This is a genomic window from Thauera sp. AutoDN2 (assembly GCF_051280715.1).
Classification (GTDB): domain Bacteria; phylum Pseudomonadota; class Gammaproteobacteria; order Burkholderiales; family Rhodocyclaceae; genus Thauera.
Window position 1 is genome coordinate 1 of the sequence record NZ_JBNCAR010000091.1, and the last position, 1,778, is coordinate 1,778.

Annotated in this window: 1 protein-coding gene; it reads left to right on the plus strand. The window is 64.8% G+C overall.

The window, feature by feature from the left end; translation table 11 throughout:
• Positions 1-120: 120 nt before the first annotated feature.
• A partial coding sequence (locus ACPT9U_RS17600) for an MFS transporter (protein ID WP_435751906.1) occupies positions 121-1,778 on the plus strand: 1,658 nt, incomplete at its 3' end.

The following is a 1,778-nucleotide window of genomic DNA, read 5'->3' on the forward strand; positions in this document are numbered from 1 at the left end:
CGCTGATCTGGATGTACTGGACCGAGGTGCGCCGCACCGATGTGCTCGAGGAGCGCGCAGGCGTCCAGCGTCCGAACCAGAGTTGATGTGATTACACAATGACAAGAAGGAGCAGCATTCATGCAGGCAATTGACAAGGCCGCTGTGCAGGGGCCGAAGACCACGAGTAGCGCCGACATCGTCGACTGGCGCCCGGAGGATGAGGCCTTCTGGAAGGAGAAGGGCTCGCGCATCGCCAACCGCAACCTGTGGATCTCGATCCCGAGCCTGCTGTGCGGCTTTGCCGTGTGGCTGATGTGGGGGCTGGTGACGGTGCAGATGTCCAACGCGGGCTACCCGTTCAAGCCGGAGGAACTGTTCACGATTGCCGCCATCGCCGGTCTGTCGGGGGCGACGCTGCGCATCCCGGCCTCGTTCTTCATCCGCATCTGCGGCGGGCGCAATACGGTGTGGCTGACCACGGCGCTGCTGATGATCCCGGCCGCGGGCACGGGCTTCGCGCTGCAGAGCCTGGAGACGCCGCTGTGGGTGTTCCAGCTGCTGGCGCTGCTGTCAGGCATTGGCGGAGGCAACTTTGCGTGCTCGATGTCGAACATCTCGACCTTCTTCCCGCGCAGCCAGCAGGGCACGGCGCTGGGCCTGAACGCGGGCCTGGGCAACTTCGGCGTGACCACGATGCAGGTGCTGATCCCGCTGGTGATGACGGTGGGGCTGTTCGGCGCGCTCGCGGGCGACCCGATCCCGCTGGTCAAGGACTCGGCCTCGCTGATCGGCAAGATCACCGCGGGCACGCCGACCTACGTGCAGAACGCCGGTTTCGTGTGGCTGCTGCTGCTGGTGCCGCTGGCGGTGATCGGCTGGTTCGGCATGAACAACCTGCTCACCGTGTCGCCCAACATCGGTTCGACCGGCGCGGCGCTGGGCAAGATCATCCTGTTCTACGGCATTGCGCTGGTGGTGTCGGCGATCGGTCTGTACCTGTACCTGCCGGCGCCGACCGGCTCGGGGCTGCTCTCGGGCAACGGCATGTGGATCGTCATGGTGCTGGTGATCGTGGGCACGCTGTACGGCATGAAGTTCGCTGCCACCGGCGAGATGAAGTCGAACCTGAACAAGCAGTTCGCGATCTTCCGCAACAAGCACACCTGGTCGATGACGGCGCTGTACGTGGTGACCTTCGGCTCGTTCATCGGCTTCTCGATGGCGCTGCCGCTGTCGATCACGGTGATCTTCGGCAACACGCACACGCTCGACCCGGCCACGCAGGCGTGGGTGCATGCGAAGAATCCGAATGCGCCCTCGGCGCTGATGTACGCATGGATCGGCCCCTTCGTGGGTGCGCTGATCCGCCCGGTGGGCGGGTGGATCTCGGACAAGCTGGGCGGCTCGATCGTGACGCAGTGGATCTCGATCGTGCTGGTGATCGCCTCGGCGGCGACCGGCTACGTGATGCTGCTGGCCTACCAGTCGGCCACGCCCGAGCAGTACTTCTTCGTGTTCATGGCGCTGTTCGTGGTGCTGTTCGCGGCCTCGGGCATCGGCAACGGCTCGACCTTCCGTACCGTGGGCTTCGTGTTCGACAAGGATGAGCGTGGCCCGGTGCTGGGCTGGACCTCGGCGGTGGCAGCCTACGGTGCGTTCATCGCGCCGGTGGTGATCGGCGGCCAGATCAAGGCCGGCTCGCCCGAGAACGCGATGTATGGCTTCGCGGTGTTCTACGCCATCTGCGTGGTCATCAACTGGTGGTTCTACCTGCGCAAGGACGCGTATATCAAGAA